Source organism: Sphingomonas sp. Leaf10, assembly GCF_001421245.1.
Lineage (GTDB): Bacteria > Pseudomonadota > Alphaproteobacteria > Sphingomonadales > Sphingomonadaceae > Sphingomonas.
The window spans coordinates 82,323-96,130 of sequence record NZ_LMKE01000010.1; the positions used below are offsets into that span (position 1 = coordinate 82,323).

General features: G+C 65.9%; 18 protein-coding genes and 1 pseudogene. 8 read left to right on the forward strand and 11 right to left on the reverse strand.

The window, feature by feature from the left end; translation table 11 throughout:
- A pseudogene (locus tag ASE59_RS20645) lies at positions 1-95 on the reverse strand (ribonuclease D); the annotation flags it as partial.
- Between the two features lie 9 nt (positions 96-104).
- A complete protein-coding gene (locus ASE59_RS09535; RefSeq protein ID WP_056455464.1) occupies positions 105-923 on the reverse strand; it encodes a TerC family protein in 819 nt (272 codons plus the stop codon).
- 207 nt (positions 924-1,130) lie between these two features.
- Here ASE59_RS09535 and ASE59_RS20985 point away from each other — a divergent pair, with 207 nt between their 5' ends.
- On the forward strand, positions 1,131-1,961 hold the full coding sequence (locus ASE59_RS20985; protein ID WP_056455466.1) for a cold-shock protein: 831 nt from the start codon (positions 1,131-1,133) through the stop codon (positions 1,959-1,961).
- Positions 1,962-2,058: 97 nt separating this feature from the next.
- Positions 2,059-2,415: a bleomycin resistance protein gene (locus ASE59_RS09545; protein WP_056455468.1), complete on the forward strand. Its 357-nt coding sequence runs from the start codon at positions 2,059-2,061 to the stop codon at positions 2,413-2,415.
- A gap of 3 nt (positions 2,416-2,418) precedes the next feature.
- Here ASE59_RS09545 and ASE59_RS19660 read toward each other — a convergent pair whose 3' ends face one another.
- Together ASE59_RS19660 and ASE59_RS09550 are read right to left on the reverse strand one after the other, a co-directional pair.
- The gene (locus ASE59_RS19660) at positions 2,419-2,874 is read right to left on the reverse strand and encodes a hypothetical protein (RefSeq protein ID WP_156359987.1); all 456 of its coding nucleotides are present in this window, start codon (positions 2,872-2,874) and stop codon (positions 2,419-2,421) included.
- The gene (locus ASE59_RS09550; protein ID WP_056455470.1) at positions 2,861-3,790 is read right to left on the reverse strand and encodes an acyl-CoA desaturase; all 930 of its coding nucleotides are present in this window, start codon (positions 3,788-3,790) and stop codon (positions 2,861-2,863) included. Before ASE59_RS09550 ends, ASE59_RS19660 begins: the two co-directional genes overlap by 14 nt.
- A gap of 83 nt (positions 3,791-3,873) precedes the next feature.
- On the opposite strand from ASE59_RS09550, the gene ASE59_RS09555 reads away from it, so the two are divergent.
- Genes ASE59_RS09555 through ASE59_RS09565 form a run of 3 tightly spaced genes read left to right on the forward strand, consistent with a single transcriptional unit; the run spans position 3,874 to position 6,020 of the window.
- Entirely contained in the window at positions 3,874-4,194 is a 321-nt protein-coding gene (locus ASE59_RS09555) for a metalloregulator ArsR/SmtB family transcription factor (RefSeq protein WP_056455511.1), read from the forward strand.
- Positions 4,195-4,231: 37 nt separating this feature from the next.
- Complete coding sequence (locus ASE59_RS09560) at positions 4,232-5,182, forward strand: glutathione S-transferase family protein (RefSeq protein WP_056455472.1); 951 nt, start codon at positions 4,232-4,234, stop codon at positions 5,180-5,182.
- A 31-nt stretch (positions 5,183-5,213) separates the two neighbouring features.
- Positions 5,214-6,020, forward strand: coding sequence for a glutaminyl-peptide cyclotransferase (locus tag ASE59_RS09565; RefSeq protein WP_235515709.1), 807 nt, complete (start codon positions 5,214-5,216; stop codon positions 6,018-6,020).
- Between the two features lie 51 nt (positions 6,021-6,071).
- Here ASE59_RS09565 and ASE59_RS09570 read toward each other — a convergent pair whose 3' ends face one another.
- From ASE59_RS09570 to ASE59_RS20055, 5 genes are all read right to left on the reverse strand, one after another.
- Positions 6,072-7,682 (reverse strand): cisplatin damage response ATP-dependent DNA ligase, encoded by a 1,611-nt coding sequence (locus tag ASE59_RS09570; protein WP_056455474.1) that lies wholly within the window; start codon positions 7,680-7,682, stop codon positions 6,072-6,074.
- Between the two features lie 19 nt (positions 7,683-7,701).
- Positions 7,702-7,887 carry a DUF1328 family protein gene (locus tag ASE59_RS09575; protein WP_056455476.1) on the reverse strand — a complete coding sequence of 62 codons (186 nt, stop codon included), beginning with the start codon at positions 7,885-7,887 and terminating at the stop codon, positions 7,702-7,704.
- Between the two features lie 147 nt (positions 7,888-8,034).
- Positions 8,035-8,526 carry a Dps family protein gene (locus tag ASE59_RS09580; RefSeq protein ID WP_056455515.1) on the reverse strand — a complete coding sequence of 164 codons (492 nt, stop codon included), beginning with the start codon at positions 8,524-8,526 and terminating at the stop codon, positions 8,035-8,037.
- A 108-nt stretch (positions 8,527-8,634) separates the two neighbouring features.
- Positions 8,635-9,195 carry a TMEM165/GDT1 family protein gene (locus ASE59_RS09585; RefSeq protein ID WP_162235287.1) on the reverse strand — a complete coding sequence of 187 codons (561 nt, stop codon included), beginning with the start codon at positions 9,193-9,195 and terminating at the stop codon, positions 8,635-8,637.
- Between the two features lie 10 nt (positions 9,196-9,205).
- Positions 9,206-9,490, reverse strand: a complete 285-nt coding sequence (locus ASE59_RS20055; RefSeq protein WP_056455480.1) for a hypothetical protein — start codon at positions 9,488-9,490, stop codon at positions 9,206-9,208.
- A 180-nt stretch (positions 9,491-9,670) separates the two neighbouring features.
- On the opposite strand from ASE59_RS20055, the gene rpmG reads away from it, so the two are divergent.
- Positions 9,671-9,838: a 50S ribosomal protein L33 gene (rpmG, locus tag ASE59_RS09595; protein WP_055757016.1), complete on the forward strand. Its 168-nt coding sequence runs from the start codon at positions 9,671-9,673 to the stop codon at positions 9,836-9,838.
- Between the two features lie 281 nt (positions 9,839-10,119).
- On the opposite strand, the gene ASE59_RS09600 is transcribed toward rpmG, so the two are convergent.
- Positions 10,120-10,422 carry a hypothetical protein gene (locus tag ASE59_RS09600; RefSeq protein ID WP_056455482.1) on the reverse strand — a complete coding sequence of 101 codons (303 nt, stop codon included), beginning with the start codon at positions 10,420-10,422 and terminating at the stop codon, positions 10,120-10,122.
- Between the two features lie 87 nt (positions 10,423-10,509).
- Between ASE59_RS09600 and ASE59_RS09605 the strand changes: the two genes are divergently transcribed.
- Complete coding sequence (locus ASE59_RS09605; protein ID WP_056455517.1) at positions 10,510-10,932, forward strand: CBS domain-containing protein; 423 nt, start codon at positions 10,510-10,512, stop codon at positions 10,930-10,932.
- 162 nt (positions 10,933-11,094) lie between these two features.
- Positions 11,095-12,042, forward strand: a complete 948-nt coding sequence (locus ASE59_RS09610) for a hypothetical protein (protein WP_056455484.1) — start codon at positions 11,095-11,097, stop codon at positions 12,040-12,042.
- Here ASE59_RS09610 and ASE59_RS09615 read toward each other — a convergent pair.
- A complete protein-coding gene (locus ASE59_RS09615; RefSeq protein WP_056455486.1) occupies positions 12,039-13,508 on the reverse strand; it encodes a lipopolysaccharide biosynthesis protein in 1,470 nt (489 codons plus the stop codon). The two genes, ASE59_RS09610 and ASE59_RS09615, sit on opposite strands and share 4 nt — an antisense overlap.
- Between the last annotated feature and the right edge of the window lie 300 nt (positions 13,509-13,808).

Genomic DNA, 13,808 nt, shown 5'->3' on the forward strand with positions numbered 1-13,808 from the left:
GTGATGAGGCCCATCGTCTCGGTATCGACGGCGATGTCGGCGCCCGGCGCGAAGACGTCGCCCGGCAGGTCTTCTTCGTGGAAATGAACGGTCATGCGTAGCGCCTAGCGGTTGGAGGCTTCGCGCTCAATGGCCTCGCGCGCCGCGCGCTTTTTGGCCTTGGACCGGCGCGAGGTGATGTTGAGCGTCTCGACCCCGGCGGAAAAGGCCATCGCGGCGTAGATATAGCCCTTGGGCACATGCACGCCGAAGCCGTCGGCGATCAGCACCGCGCCGATCATCAGCAGGAAACCCAGCGCCAGCATGACGACGGTCGGATTGGCATTGATGAAGCGCGCCAGCGGATCGGCGGCGACCAGCATGATCGCGACGGTCACGATCACGGCGGCCATCATGATCGGCACCTCGTCGGTCATGCCGACCGCGGTCAGGATCGAATCGATCGAGAACACCATGTCGAGCGCGACGATCTGTGCGATCGCCGATCCGAAGCTCAGGGCGACCTTGCCCTGCTTGTCGAGGGCGTCGCCGGTCGGTTCGTCGTCCATCGTGTGATGGATTTCCTTGGTCGCCTTCCACACCAGGAACAGGCCGCCGACGATCAGGATGATGTCGCGCCACGAAAAGGCGGTTTCGAAGCTGGGGCGGCCATAGCCGTCGGGCGAACCCTGAATACCCAGGTCGAACACCGGGTTGGTCAACGATACGATGAAGGCGATCATCGACAACAGCAGCAGTCGCATGACCAGTGCCAGACCGATACCGATTCGCCGCGCCAGTTGTTGCTGATGCGCGGGCAACTTGTTCGACAGAATCGAAATGAAGATCAGGTTGTCGATGCCCAGCACGACTTCCAACACGACCAGCGTGAAGAACGCAGCCCAAGCCGTCGGGTCGGCGCCCAGCGCCAAAATGGTGTCCATCGGGTGATTCTGTGCCGTCTTCGCCACATAATCGCAAGGTTCGCGACGACCAGATCGATTGCAGCGGCGAAATTCGTTTGGGAGTGTGCGCTTTTACGCTATGCAGGGATGTGGCACCCGGCTTTGGGGTGCCCGAACACCTGCGTTTTTCGCTCGGCGCTTGGGTTTAGGAATGAAGTTGGGCGAACCAGGAAGACGAACAGGGCAATGAGTTTCGATCGAGGACGGCGCGGCGAGCGCGGTGGGCGCGGCAGGGACAAGCGCGACGGTTTTGGTGACGAAGGCGGCAGCAGCTACGGCGGCGGCGGCTTCGGCGGCGATCGCGGCGGTTTCGGCGGCGGTGGATTCGGTGGCGGCGGCTTCGGCGGCGGCGGCAGCAGCTACGGTGATCGTGGCGGCGGTGGCGGCTTCGGCGGCGGCGGTGGTTTCCGTGGCGGCGGTGGCGGCTTCGGCGGCGGCGGCGGTGGCGGCTTTGGTGGTGGCGGCGGCGGTGGCCGCGGCATGCCGCCGCAGGTCGTCGGCGAAGCGACCGGCGTGGTCAAGTTCTTCAACGCGCAGAAGGGCTTCGGCTTCGTCGTCCGTGATGATGGCGGCGAAGACGTGTTCGTGCACATTTCGGCCGTCGAACAGGCTGGCCTGAGCGCCCTTGCCGAAGGGCAGCCGATGGGCTTCACGCTCGTCGATCGTGGCGGCCGCATCTCGGCGACCGACCTCAAGATCGACGGCGAGCCGATGCCGGTCACCGGCGGCGGCGCACCGCGCGAACCGCGTGAATCGCGCGCTGGCGGCGGCGGCGGCTTTGGTGCCCCGCAGCGTCAGCTGACCGGCGAGCGCGCCAGCGGCGTCGTGAAGTTCTTCAACGCGATGAAGGGCTTCGGCTTCGTTCAGCGCGACGATGGCCAGCCGGACGCGTTCGTCCACATCTCGGCCGTCGAGCGCGCGGGTTTGCCGACGCTCAACGAAGGTGATCGCGTCGAGTTCGAACTCGAAGTCGACCGTCGCGGCAAGCACGCCGCGGTGAACCTCAACAAGCTTTGAGGTTCGCGCTTCGGCGATAGACAAGGGGCCGGTCACTCGAAGGGGTGGCCGGCCCTTTTCGTTGTGGCTAACTGCGGTCGCGATTCGGGGGAAGCGGATGGATCTGGCGACACCCAATTTGCCGTCGCGCGACTTTACGGTGACATCGGCCTTTTTCGCGGCGCTCGGCTTTGTCGAGACGTGGCGCGATGCGACGTGGATGATCGTCGAACGCGGAACGCTGAAACTGGAATTCTTTCCGTGGCCCGACTTCGATCCGACGACCAGCGGCTATGGGAGTTGCCTGCGCCTCGACGACCTCGACACGTTCTACGCGGTCGCGAAGGCGGCCGGGATCGCGGAAAAATCGACCGGCTTTCCCCGGCTGCAACCGCCGCGCGAGCAGAACGGCCTGTGGATCGGCGCGTTGCTCGACCCCGATGGATCGCTGTTGCGGCTGATTCAGAATCGCTGAGCGTCAGGGCCGGTCCGAATAGGCGATATGGTGGGCGACCAGCCCTGCGCAAACTCCGGCGATAACGAAGCTGCCGATGAACAGCACCGCATAGTCCCACCGCGCGGCCGGACTCGGCATGCCTAGCCACAATGGCAGCAGGACGGCAATGGCCAACCCGGAGGCTGCTCCACAACTCGCCGCTTCATGCCGTCGATGCCATCCCAGCAATAGCGCCACCTGCCACAGCGGCATACCGATCAGAAGACATAAAGGTATGCCGATGAATGTCCCGACGACCAGCCCAAACGGGAAGGAGAATGGTAATGGAAGACGGCTGCTCGAACCGTCCAGCGGAGAGGGACCTGTCAAGCTGTCCGTTGCCCATAACAACAGCAGGACAACTGCAACGCCCGCGATCGTGGCAATCACGACCGCAATTGCGCGGCGAGCAAGCGACGGGCGGTTAGCATCGTTCATCGGGCGTGCCCCCTGCCGTTCCGACCCGCCGCAGTTTCGCGCGAGGCGGCAGATGCTCAGGCTCGTTCAGCGCGCTGACCAGCCCGACCCGCCGCAACGCCAGCAACAGCCACCAGCCCGGATCATGCTGGCCCGGCAATATCCCCAGCCGCGCCGATTCGGGAAAGGCGTGGTGGTTACCGTGCCATGCCTCGCCAAAGGTGATGAGCGCGGCGGCGGGCAGGTCATGACCCTGTACGCCCATGCCGTCGACCACCCAGTTCCGGGGACCGCGGCGATGGGTGATGTGGCCGACCAGCCAATGACCCGTGACGCCGGCCGCGACCCGTACCGGTACACCCCACACCAGCCATGGCAGCCCGCCCATGCCCAGGAACAGCAGCGCCCAAGGCAGTTGCTGCACCATCCAGCTTGCTTCTAGCGAGCGCAGGAAGCGGTCGTCGCGCAAATAGGGTTCGGGTTCGAAGCGCGGCGGATGGTCGAGGTCGAGGCGGCAATGCATCTGCCACCATGCGTCGTGCACCAACGCCGTGCGATGTGCATGGAGCGGATGGCAATCGGGTTGGCGCTGCGCCCAGTCGCGCATGTCATGCAGCCGGACCATGCCGAGCGGCCCGGTCATGCCGACCAGCGTGCCGAGATAGACGAGCACGCGTTCGAACCAACGCGGCGCAACGAAGCTGCGATGGATCAGCAGCCGATGCAAACCGATCGAATGGCCGGCGCATAGCGTCACCGCACTGGTAACGAGGAACAGCAGGACGCTGCCGGTCGTGACGTATGTTGGGGCGAGCATGAGGGCGGCGATGGTCATTCCGCCGATCCACAGCGACCTCGCCGGGGCCCAGCGGACCCGTCCATTCACCGCAGACGTCTCCGCCGATGCCTTTACCCGCAGCGTCGAGCGATCGGACATGATGCCTCCTTCGGTAATTAGGTATATCCCTAAATAGCGAAGGATGTTTGTCAAGATGAGCGGGGCGACCTATGTCGTTCACGATGCAACGAGTGTTCGAAGCACTGGCGTCGGTCCCCCGGCGCAAGATCCTTGCCTATCTCGCCCATGCCGAACTCAGCGCGGGGGAGATTGCGGCGCGATTCGACATGTCGAAACCATCGATTTCGCAGCATCTGTCGATCCTCGAAGCGGCGGGCCTGGTCAGCAGCGAGAAGCGCGGCCAATATGTCTTTTACCGGCTGGTGCCCGACAATCTGACGAACACGCTCAATGGTTTTGTACAGGAAGTCTGTCCGGTGGCGCGGCCGTTGAAGCGGGAAAGCGCCGCCCGCAAGGTGGGGACGAACCCAGATCCCGGCTGACCGCGTTATCCCGCCAGCCAAGCGGAGAGACAAAGCGATGGGCATGTTGCGGCACGGGGTTTGGACCAACGATACGCCGGTCGCGCCGACCGATGCGTCGGGCAATTTCCAACGGGCGGAGAGTAGGTTTCGCGATTGGCTGACCCGCGACGGTGGTGCCGGGCCGGACGGGCAGCGCGGCTGGCCGGCCGAGGCGGGGCGCTATCAGCTCTATGTCAGTCTTGCCTGTCCATGGGCGCATCGGACGCTGGTGGTGCGGGCGCTGAAAGGATTGGAAGACTTGCTGCCGGTGACGGTGGTCGGCCCGTTGATGGGGGCGCAGGGGTGGAGTTTCGCCGAAGCCTTTGGCGGGACGGGCGATCCGGTCAATGGCGTCGACCATCTGCACCAACTCTATACGCTTGCCAACCCCGACATGACCGGCAAGGTCACGGTGCCGGTGTTGTGGGACAAGGTCGAGCGACGGATCGTCAACAACGAATCGTCGGAGATCATCCGCATGCTGAATACGGCGTTCGACGATCTGGGCGCGACACCGGGCGACTTTTATCCACAGGCGCTGCGTAGCGAGATCGATGCGGTCAACGAGCGCGTCTATGGCACCGTCAATAACGGCGTCTATCGCGCGGGCTTCGCGACGACGCAGGCCGCGTATGACGAGGCGGTGGGGGCGTTGTTCGAATCGCTCGATTGGCTGGAAGAAAGGCTGACCGGCGAATGGCTGGTCGGGGATCGGCTGACCGAGGCGGATATCCGGTTGTTCACCACGCTGGTGCGGTTCGATCCGGTCTATCACGGGCACTTCAAATGCAATGTCCGGCGTCTGCTCGATTATCCGCGGTTGCGGGCGCTGACCGAACGGATTGCGGGCCTGCCGGGGGTCGCGGCGACGATCGACCTCGACCAGATCAAGACGCACTATTATCGCAGCCACAAGGATATCAACCCGACCGGGATCGTGCCCGCCGGACCGGCGGTGCCGTTCTGATCGTTCAGGGGGCGGCAAGGCGAATGCGAGGATGACGACGACCATGATCCGCTGGTTCCTGCCGGTGAGCCTTGCGCTTGCCTCCGTCGCGTCGGCCCAGACCGGTGCGCCCCCCGCCGCGCCGGTGCGGCCGGTCCCGGTCGAGGGGATTTCGGCGCGGGTCGTGGCGCGCTATCCGCATGATCGCACCGCCTTTACCCAAGGGCTGGTCTGGCATGACGGCGCACTGTTCGAAAGTACCGGCCAGCCCGGCGTGTCTGACGTGCGGCGGGTCAATCTGGCCGATGGCAAAGTGCTGGCGCGCAAGCGGTTGCCGGGGCAGCAGTTCGGCGAAGGGCTGGCGGTCGACGGGCAGCAACTGGTCAGCCTGACCTGGCAGGACGGCATCGCGCACCGCTGGAACCCCAAGACGCTGAAAGCGGTCGGCAGCGCGCGCTATCCGGGCGAAGGCTGGGGGCTGGCGAGCGATGGCCGGTCGCTGATCCTGTCGGACGGGACGCCGACGCTACGCTTCCTCGATCCAAAGACGTTTCGGGAAACGCGGCGGGTGACGATCACCGCCAATGGGCGGCCGGTGCATAACCTGAACGAGCTGGAGATGATCGACGGCAAGCTATGGGGCAATATCTGGCACCGCGACTATATCGTGCGGATCGATCCGGCGACGGGGGCGGTCGACGGGCTGGTCGATCTGGCGCCGTTGCGTGCGGAACTGGGGGCGCTGGACCCGGAGGCGGTGCTGAACGGGATCGCGTGGGATGCGGCGAGCAAGCGGTTGTTCGTTACGGGCAAATGGTGGCCGACGTTGTTCGAGATCGCGCTGGAGCCTGCGCCCTGATCGTCGCCCCAGCGCAGGCTGGGGTGACGGTTGTGGCGGTGGGGTGGTGCGCTAACTCACCAGCTTCAGCAACGTCGCGACATGGTCGGCCTCGGCCGCCGGCTTGTCGGTGCGGATGCGGTTGATGCGGGGGAAGCGCATCGCGACGCCCGATTTGTGGCGCTTCGATGCGTGGATCGAATCGAACGCGACTTCGAGGACCAGTGTCTTCTCGACCTCGCGCACCGGGCCGAAGCGCTGCACGGTATGCTGGCGGACGAAGCGGTCGAGGTCCTTCAACTCGGCATCGGTGAAGCCCGAATAGGCCTTTCCGACCGGCAGCAGCTCGCCGCCCTCGGCCGGGTCGGCGGTCCAGCAGCCGAAGGTATAGTCCGAATAGAAGGACGAGCGTTTGCCGCTGCCGCGCTGCGCGTACATCATCACGCAATCGGCGACGAGCGGGTCGCGTTTCCATTTGTACCACAGCCCGACACGGCGCCCCGCGACATAGGGCGAGTCGCGGCGTTTGAGCATGACGCCTTCGATCGCAGCGTCGCGGGCGCCGCTGCGGATATTGGCGAGCGCGTCGAAATCGGCGGCGTCGATCAGGCGTGACAGGTCGAACACTTGTCGGTCGAGTTGCGGCACATATGCTTCGAGGCGGGTGCGGCGTGCGGTCCAAGGCTGGTCGCGCAGATCCTCGACGCCGTCGAACAGGATGTCGTAGAGGCGGACAAAGGCTGGGTAGTCGGCCAGCATCGCCTTCGACACGACCTTGCGCCCCAGCCGCTGTTGCAGCGCGTTGAAGCTGGCGGCGCCGGCATCCTCGTGGACGCTCGCCCCCTGTCCTTCGCCGCGCACCAGCAATTCGCCGTCGAGGACGCCGGGGGTGCGGCAGGCGGCGGCGACTTCGGGGAAGGCGGCGGTGATGTCGTCGCCGGCGCGGCTGTAGAGCCGGGTTTCGCCGCCGACATGGACCAGTTGCACGCGGATGCCGTCCCATTTCCATTCGGCGGCATAGTCGGCAAGGTCGACCACGCCGTCGTCGAGCGGGTGGGCGAGCATGAACGGGCGGAAGACGGGCAGGTCGGCGGCATCCGGTTGCTCCCCGCGCCCCTCGGCCCACGCGAACAGTTCGGCATAGGGCGGGGCAAGGCCGTGCCAGACCTCCTCGACAGCATCGACGTCGAGGCCGAACGCCTGCGCCAGCGCGGTCTTGGCGAGGCGGGCGGACACACCGACGCGCAGCGCCCCGGTGGCGAGCTTCAGCAGGGCGTAGCGTTCATCCGATTCGAGCCGGTCGAGCATGTCGGCAAGCGCACGCGGCGCGTCGGAACGCGACAGGCTGGCAAGACGGGTGACGACCGTGTCGAGCGTCAGCGGATCGGCGTCGGCAATCGCGCCCGGCGGGGGTTCGGGCCATAACAGCGCCACCGTTTCCGCCGTGTCGCCGACGAAATCGCGGCTCATCGCGAACAGCACGGGGTCGGTGCGTTCGGTGATGAGCGCGCGGATCGTCGCCGACTTGACCGCCGGCAGGTCGAGATCGCCGGTCAGCGCCGCAATCGCCCAGCCGCGATCGGGATCGGGCGTGTCGCGCAGATAGCTGCCGATCAGTGCCAGCTTGGCGTTGCGCGACCGGGTATAGATCAACCGGTCGAGCAGATCGGCAAAGGCCCGCATCGCGCCCGATCCCCTATCGTCAGTCGATCGCGTTCTTCACGCCCTTGCCCGCCAGCAGGCCGAGCACGAGCAGCACTGCGAAAATGGCGATCGCCACGAAGAACAGGATCTTGGCGATGCCGACGAACGCACCGCCCAATCCGCCGAAGCCGAGGGCGCCGAGCACCAGCCCGACTACGAGGAAGATGACCGCCCATTTCAACATGCTGCAAATCCTTCGTAACCCGCCGATGCGGCGGTACCGTCAGGGGTAGCGCGTGGCGGGCGGGGCGGTTCCGGTTTCATGGACGTCGCATGGAAAAGCCCGCCGACGCGGTCGGCGTCGACGGGCTTGGCGGATGCAGAAACGCGGTCAGCCCTTGCGCGCAGCTTCGAACAGGAACCAGGCGCGTTCCTCCGCCTGATCGATCCAGTCGTCGGCGAGGCTGCTGGTCGCGGTGTCGCCGGCATCCTCCGCAGCCTCGCGCGCTTCGCGGAGGCGCTCGACCAGCTTCAGATTGTCGTCGCGCAGCTCGGCGAGCATGTCGTCGGGCTTCACGAAATCCTTGTCGTTATCCTTGATCGCGGCGCGGCGGGCGACGTCGCCGATCGAGCGCAGCGTGGTGTTTCCGGTCTTGCGCACGCGTTCGGCGATCACATCGGTCACGGCGAGGATCTGCGACGCCTGATCGTCGAGCATCAGGTGATAGTCGCGGAAATGCGGGCCGGACACGTGCCAGTGGAAGTTCTTGGTCTTCAGATACAAAGTGAAGCAGTCGGCGAGCGCGGCGTTCAGTCCATCGGCGACGGTCACCGTCTTGTTGTTGGGCAGGTCGGTCGGCGTGTCGAGCGCGGGGTTGGTCACGGGGAAAGTCTCCGGCTGGATATGGTTCGGTTCAGCAACGATCGCGCTGCCGAATCTTTCCGCCACGCTCCAGTCAAAAAATCCGGTCGCGGTGATCGTCCGGTTGGATCACAGCAGCCTGAGCGCGCCGAGCCCAAGGGTCGCGCCGGTCAGCGCGAGCAGCAGCGTCGCCACGATTCGAATCGCGGCAAAAGGCAGCTTTTGCCAGTCGCGCTCGCCCAGCGTCGCCGCGCCGAGCAGCAGCACCGTCCCGGCCAGCGACGCACCGATCGTGCCGGTCACCGGATCGGGGGTGCGCGCGACCAGTGCGAAGACCAGGAACTGGCTGCGATCGCCGAGGGTCAGCACCGCCATGCCAAGCAGCCCGGTCAGCACTGGCGGCAATCGCCAGCCATCGAGCCGGTCCTTGATCCGCGCCGGGATCGGCACCGCGGTCGCGGCCGCGATCAGCGCGACGGCGAGCATCAGGTCGCGGGCATTGGGAGTCAGGATCGGCGCGACCAGCATCCCGCCGATCGCCGCCAGCGCGAAGCCGACCACCTGTGCGAGGATCGCCCCCCAAACGGCGCCGCGACCGAGCCGGCCGGACAGGATCGCGGCAAGCAGCGGCGGCCGGTCGCTTACCCCCGCCAGCAGGACCGCGACCAGCGCGGGAACGAGCGGGTCCACCGGATGCGAATCAGTCGGCCAGCCGCACCGTGCAGGCGGCGGCATAGGCCTGCGCCGTGACGGCGTCGCTGCGCCCGCAATGCATTGCTTCGCGGGCGAGCGCGGTCCATTCGCCGATCGAGCGACGCTCGCCACGGGCAAGGGCGGCATCGACCACGGCGAGGACGGTCAGCGCGGGCAGGCTCGATTCGGCAGTGGCGATGGCGCGAATCGCCTCGATCTCGGCAAGGGGGCAGGCGCGATGCCCGACGCGTAGTGCCCGTTCCGCATCGATATGCACCGACTCGATCCGCATCCTCACCTCCAATTCCTTGAATCATAAGCTAGGCGGCGTTGGTTACGTTCCGGTGAAGGTCGCTCGCCTTGACTTCGGCGCACATTTGGCTCATGCGCCCACGTCTTGCAGCAGCCCCCGTGTGGCGGGCCGCTTTTTATTGTCAATTCGCGGGCGTCAGGCCCAAGGGGTTTTTGGGTCATGGCAAAGCCGACCACCGTCAAGATCAAGCTCGTCAGCTCGGCCGATACCGGCTTCTTCTATGTCACCAAGAAGAACCCGCGCAACCAGACCGAGAAGTTGACCTTCCGCAAGTACGACCCGGTCGTGCGCAAGCACGTCGAGTTCAAGGAAGCGAAGATCAAGTAAGCCGCGCCGGTCCATCGGGACCGGGCGTGCCGCTTGTGGCTTTTACCAAAACCCGCCGGACGTCGATGGACGACCGGCGGGTTTTGCTGTGTTTGTCGTGTGGGGAGCGAACGGCGGCGTAAGCCTTGATGAAACCTTGCCGTGGCTCCGCGCAGGCGGGCGCCAACGGTCCCGAGCGCAAGCCGTTGTTTTGCTTGGCTTGGCCCCCCGCCTGCGCGAAGGTACGGCGTAGTTGCGGTCGAGCGCGCGGACTTTCGCAAAGGTCTCGCCTCCGCGACTCGCTACCCCCGCCGGTCGCGCCCCGGATCGCGATCGGCGTTGAACGCATCGACCGCCGCGTCATGGCCCGATCCGCTGCTCAGGAACACCAGCGCCATCAACGCGCCGCCCAGCATGACCGACAGCCCGACCCCGGCCAGCGTTGCCGCGGCGATCACCCAGTTCATCGATCCGATCCACCACCAGATGCCGCCCAGCGCGATGAGCGCCGCGACCACCGAGATCGCAGCCATCACCTTGAGCAGCCAGCGGAATCGTGCCCAGGCGAACGCGGCATATTCGGGATTGTCGAGATCGTTCGCCATGGCTTCCAAATGGTCGCGAAGCGTGGAATTCTCAAGCCATGGATGCCTGCGGCGGGTCGGACCGGGCGCCAGTGGGAGGAGAGGGCGATGACAATCGCGAAACTGTTGGGCAAGCGTGCGGTCGTGTCGGTCGGGGCCGATGCGACGGTGCGGGATGTGGTGGCGCTACTGGCGGGGCACCGCATCGGTGCGGTGCCGGTGCTGGCGGACGCCGGGGTCGTCGGCATCTTTTCCGAACGCGACATGATCCATGCGCTGGTCGAATGCGGCACGGCGGCGCTCGACCTGCCGGTTGCCGAACGCATGACCAGCCCGGCGATCACCGTCGATCCGAACGCGTCGATACTCGGTGCGCTGTCGCTGATGACGCAGCGGCGCATCCGGCACCTGCCGGTGATCGACGGCGATCGGCTGGTCGGATTCGTATCGATCGGCGATCTGGTGAAATATCGCATCGACGGGATCGAGGCCGAGGCGAATGCGATGCGCGAATATATCCAGCAGGCGTAAGGGCGGCACGGGCACCGATCCGTCGACCGACGCCGCTACCTTCCGGGTAGGCGCTGGAACACGTCCGGGCGACGATGCGGCGGTCGCGCCCTGCCAACGGAAGCCGGATCGGCCGGCACCGCCATTGACCGCCGGTTAAGCCCGGCGCGATACACAACAGCCATGTCCTCGCCCTCGATCGCCGAACATATCAATTGGCGCGTGCAGCAATGGCGGCACCGGCGGCTGGCGCGCGGCGTGCTGAGGACGCCGCCGATCCGGGCCTGCGACGACGGCGTCGTCCTGTTTTCGATGATCGGCACGGCGGTGCTGCTGCCGTATCTGGTCGCGGTGAAATCGCTACGGTATCACCTCGGCCGGGGTCGGGTGATGGTTCTCGATGACGGGACGCTGACCGCCGCCGATCGCGCCGTGCTCGCGCATCATATGGACGATCCCCGCATCCTGTCGATCGCAGAAGTGACGACTGGTGATTGTCCGCAGGGCGGGACGTGGGAGCGGTTGCTGACGATCCTCGATGTCCGTGCCGATGCCTATGTGATACAGGTCGATTCGGACACGGTGACCTTGCGCGATCCGGTCGAGGTCCGCGCCGCGATCGACGCCGGCCGCGACTTCACGTTGCGGGGGGAGGCGGCGGCGGAGCTGCGCGCGGTGACCGCTATCGCCCGGGACAGGGTCAGTATCGATCCGCGCGGTGCCGGTCTGCATGTACAGGACGCGGCGGAGGCGGCGATCGGTTCGGTCGCGATTCCGAGGTATGGCGAGCTCCGTTACGTCCGGGGCTGTTCGGGGTTCGCCGGCTTCGCTCCCGGCGGGCCGGGGCGGGCGCTGGCGGAAGGCTTTTCACAGGCGATGGACGAGGCGATCGGCCGGGCAAGCTGGACGCGCTGGGGCAGCGAGCAGGTGACGTCGAACTTCGTCGTCGCCAATGGGCGCGATCCGCTGCTGTTGCCCTATGACCGCTATCTCAATTTCTGGAATGCGGCGCTGTTCGCGCGCAACGCGCTGCCGGACGAAGCGGCGTTCGTCCACTTCATCGGTACGTATCGCTTCCATGGCGATGCCTATCTGACCGCCACGCGCCGGGCGATCGCGGTACTGGGTTAGGACCGGCGCAACATCGCCCACGCGTCGCGCACCGCGGAACGCGCGAACAACCACAGGGTAGCAGTATAGACGCTGCCCCCGACCACGACGGATAGCGCGAGCATCGGCACCGGCGGCAACGGTCCGGCCAGGTATGCTGCGAGCGTCACCGCCCCCGCCATCGCCGCTCCCGACCCGAATGCCGGAGCGACCGCGCGTGCAAACGCTCCCGCCGACAAGCCGAGGACGGGCAAGGCTCGCGCCCCAACCAATGCCAGCAACAGCGGGTGCGCAACGATCCAGGCACCGGCAATCCCCCCGATCCCGAAGCGCGCGCCGATCAGGAACGCGATCGGCAGCAGGATCGCGCCGATGGCGGTGGTGCCGGCGGTGGTGCCGGGCTTGCCCATCGCATCGACCGCCGGCGGAAACAGCGCCTGGAGGGTCATGAACGGCATGGCGAGGCCGAGCAGGGCGACCAGCGGTGCGGCTTCGTGCCATTGCGGCCCGAGCGCGATCACGACCGCTGGTTCGGCGGTAACCGCCAGTCCGATGAAGAACGGCACCGCGATCAGCATCAGCACGCGTACCGATCGCACGAACCCTTCCGCCACCGCCGCCCGATCGTCGCGCATCCGGGCATAGGCGGAGAAGGCGACTTCGTTGATCGGCGGCACGACCTTGTTGGTGAATATCTGCGTCAGGAACAGCGCGGTCGTATAGACGCCGACGACATGCGCATCGAACCAGCGCCCGGCGACCAGGATATCGGCCTGGCTCTGCGCGAAACTCAGCAGGCTGGCCCCGGCGACCACGCCGCCATAGCGCGCCAGATGCCCGGCGCCGCGAAAGTCGAAGCTCGGCCACATCCATGCCCGTGCTGCGATCGTCAGTCCGATCGCGCGCGTGGCGAACAGCACTGCCGGCGCCAGCACCAGTGTCCATACGCCCAGCCCGGCATAGGCGCCGCCGATCGCGGCCATTGCGCCCAAGAAGGAGGATAGCAGATTGACCTGTGCCTGCCGATGGAAATCCATCCGCCGCGCCAGGAGCGCATAGGCGAGCGAACTGAACGGCGTGGTCAGATAGAGTAGCGATTGGACCCGCAGCAGATCGGCGACGAACGGCTCGCGATAATAAGCGGCGACCAGCGGTGCCGCGACGAACTGCATCGCGCCGAGGGTGATGTTGAGCAGCAGCAACATGCCGAACACCTGCCGCTGCTCGCGCACCGACACGTCGCGATGCTGGATCAGCGCATTGGCGAGGCCGTGGCCGTTCAGCATGTTGAGCAACAGCAGGACCACGCCGGTCATCGCCACCAGCCCGTAATCGGCAGGCGTCAGCAGTCGGATGACCAGAAAGGTCGATGCCCATGACACGGTCTGGCCGACGATCTGGCTACCCGATCGCCAGATGACGGCCCGGCGCACCTGTCCCCGCAGCGATTCGGACGGGGCAGGAGGCGATTCGGTAGGGGAGTCCATGCTGCCACCTTGTACGCCATGCGATTGAAACCGCGTAAACCCGCGGAAATCCGTCAATCTGCAACTTTCTCGAAACAAAATTGCAAAAAGCCGTTGACGGTTTCCGGCATCACCCGTAGAGGGCTGTTCACCGGACGGGGTGAGCCAATCGCTTCAACCGGGACAGCGAAACGCAGGCGACGCGAACCGCCCCTCCTAAAAAAGGGGTAGCGAAGCGACGCCGGTTTCCTTGTCCGCTATTTGACATTGTAGTTTAGATGAAGGGACATGTGGGCGGCGGCTTGCGGTCTATGGCATTCA

What these genes read in the sequence shown, in the direction of transcription:
- ASE59_RS09560 (WP_056455472.1), top strand. Translation starts at nt 4,232, where the DNA reads ATGGGCATGTTGCGGCACGGGGTTTGGACCAACGATACGCCGGTCGCG.
- ASE59_RS19660 (WP_156359987.1), bottom strand. Translation starts at nt 2,874, where the DNA reads ATGAACGATGCTAACCGCCCGTCGCTTGCTCGCCGCGCAATTGCGGTC.
- ASE59_RS09575 (WP_056455476.1), bottom strand. Translation starts at nt 7,887, where the DNA reads ATGTTGAAATGGGCGGTCATCTTCCTCGTAGTCGGGCTGGTGCTCGGC.
- ASE59_RS09600 (WP_056455482.1), bottom strand. Translation starts at nt 10,422, where the DNA reads ATGGCGAACGATCTCGACAATCCCGAATATGCCGCGTTCGCCTGGGCA.
- rpmG (WP_055757016.1), top strand. Translation starts at nt 9,671, where the DNA reads ATGGCAAAGCCGACCACCGTCAAGATCAAGCTCGTCAGCTCGGCCGAT.
- ASE59_RS09565 (WP_235515709.1), top strand. Translation starts at nt 5,214, where the DNA reads ATGACGACGACCATGATCCGCTGGTTCCTGCCGGTGAGCCTTGCGCTT.
- ASE59_RS09535 (WP_056455464.1), bottom strand. Translation starts at nt 923, where the DNA reads ATGGACACCATTTTGGCGCTGGGCGCCGACCCGACGGCTTGGGCTGCG.
- ASE59_RS09555 (WP_056455511.1), top strand. Translation starts at nt 3,874, where the DNA reads ATGCAACGAGTGTTCGAAGCACTGGCGTCGGTCCCCCGGCGCAAGATC.
- ASE59_RS09615 (WP_056455486.1), bottom strand. Translation starts at nt 13,508, where the DNA reads ATGGACTCCCCTACCGAATCGCCTCCTGCCCCGTCCGAATCGCTGCGG.
- ASE59_RS09605 (WP_056455517.1), top strand. Translation starts at nt 10,510, where the DNA reads ATGACAATCGCGAAACTGTTGGGCAAGCGTGCGGTCGTGTCGGTCGGG.
- ASE59_RS20055 (WP_056455480.1), bottom strand. Translation starts at nt 9,490, where the DNA reads ATGCGGATCGAGTCGGTGCATATCGATGCGGAACGGGCACTACGCGTC.
- ASE59_RS09545 (WP_056455468.1), top strand. Translation starts at nt 2,059, where the DNA reads ATGGATCTGGCGACACCCAATTTGCCGTCGCGCGACTTTACGGTGACA.
- ASE59_RS09610 (WP_056455484.1), top strand. Translation starts at nt 11,095, where the DNA reads ATGTCCTCGCCCTCGATCGCCGAACATATCAATTGGCGCGTGCAGCAA.
- ASE59_RS09570 (WP_056455474.1), bottom strand. Translation starts at nt 7,682, where the DNA reads ATGCGGGCCTTTGCCGATCTGCTCGACCGGTTGATCTATACCCGGTCG.
- ASE59_RS09550 (WP_056455470.1), bottom strand. Translation starts at nt 3,790, where the DNA reads ATGTCCGATCGCTCGACGCTGCGGGTAAAGGCATCGGCGGAGACGTCT.
- ASE59_RS20985 (WP_056455466.1), top strand. Translation starts at nt 1,131, where the DNA reads ATGAGTTTCGATCGAGGACGGCGCGGCGAGCGCGGTGGGCGCGGCAGG.